1 protein-coding gene is annotated in these 824 nt (G+C 62.9%); it reads left to right on the top strand.

The genetic code is table 11. From position 1 onward, the window contains the following. On the top strand, positions 1-824 hold an 824-nt coding region (locus FCT00_RS12725; protein WP_138423323.1), incomplete at both ends, for an elongation factor Tu.

Here is an 824-nt window from a genome sequence, read left to right on the forward strand (position 1 = left end):
ATGGCTAAGGAAAAGTTTGCACGTAACAAACCGCACGTGAACGTGGGCACCATCGGCCACGTTGACCACGGCAAGACGACGCTGACGGCGGCGATCACGAAGTACTTCGGTGACTTCAAAGCCTACGACCAGATCGACGGCGCACCGGAAGAGAAAGCGCGCGGGATCACGATCTCGACGGCGCACGTGGAATACGAGACGGACGCGCGTCACTACGCCCACGTCGACTGCCCCGGCCACGCCGACTACGTGAAGAACATGATCACCGGCGCGGCCCAGATGGACGGCGGCATCCTCGTGGTGAACGCGGCCGACGGCCCCATGCCGCAGACCCGTGAGCACATCCTGCTCGCCCGTCAGGTCGGCGTTCCGGCGCTGGTCGTGTTCCTGAACAAAGTCGACCAGGTCGACGACGAAGAGCTGCTCGAGCTCGTCGAAATGGAAGTCCGCGAACTGCTCTCCGAGTACGAATTCCCGGGCGACGACATTCCGATCATCGCCGGTTCGGCTCTGGCCGCTCTCGAAGGCCGTGACCCGGAAATCGGCGAAGAGAAGATCAAGGAACTGATGGCGGCGGTCGACGACTTCATCCCGACGCCGGAGCGCGCCGTGGATCAGCCGTTCCTCATGCCGATCGAAGACGTGTTCTCGATCTCGGGCCGCGGCACCGTTGTGACCGGCCGTGTCGAGCGTGGCGTGATCAACGTGGGCGACGAACTGGAAATCGTCGGCATCAAGGACACCAAGAAGACGACCTGCACGGGCGTGGAAATGTTCCGCAAGCTGCTGGATCGTGGTGAAGCCGGCGACAACATCGGCGCCCT

Source organism: Maritimibacter alexandrii, assembly GCF_005871115.1.
In the GTDB taxonomy this organism is placed as follows: Bacteria; Pseudomonadota; Alphaproteobacteria; order Rhodobacterales; family Rhodobacteraceae; genus Maritimibacter; species Maritimibacter alkaliphilus.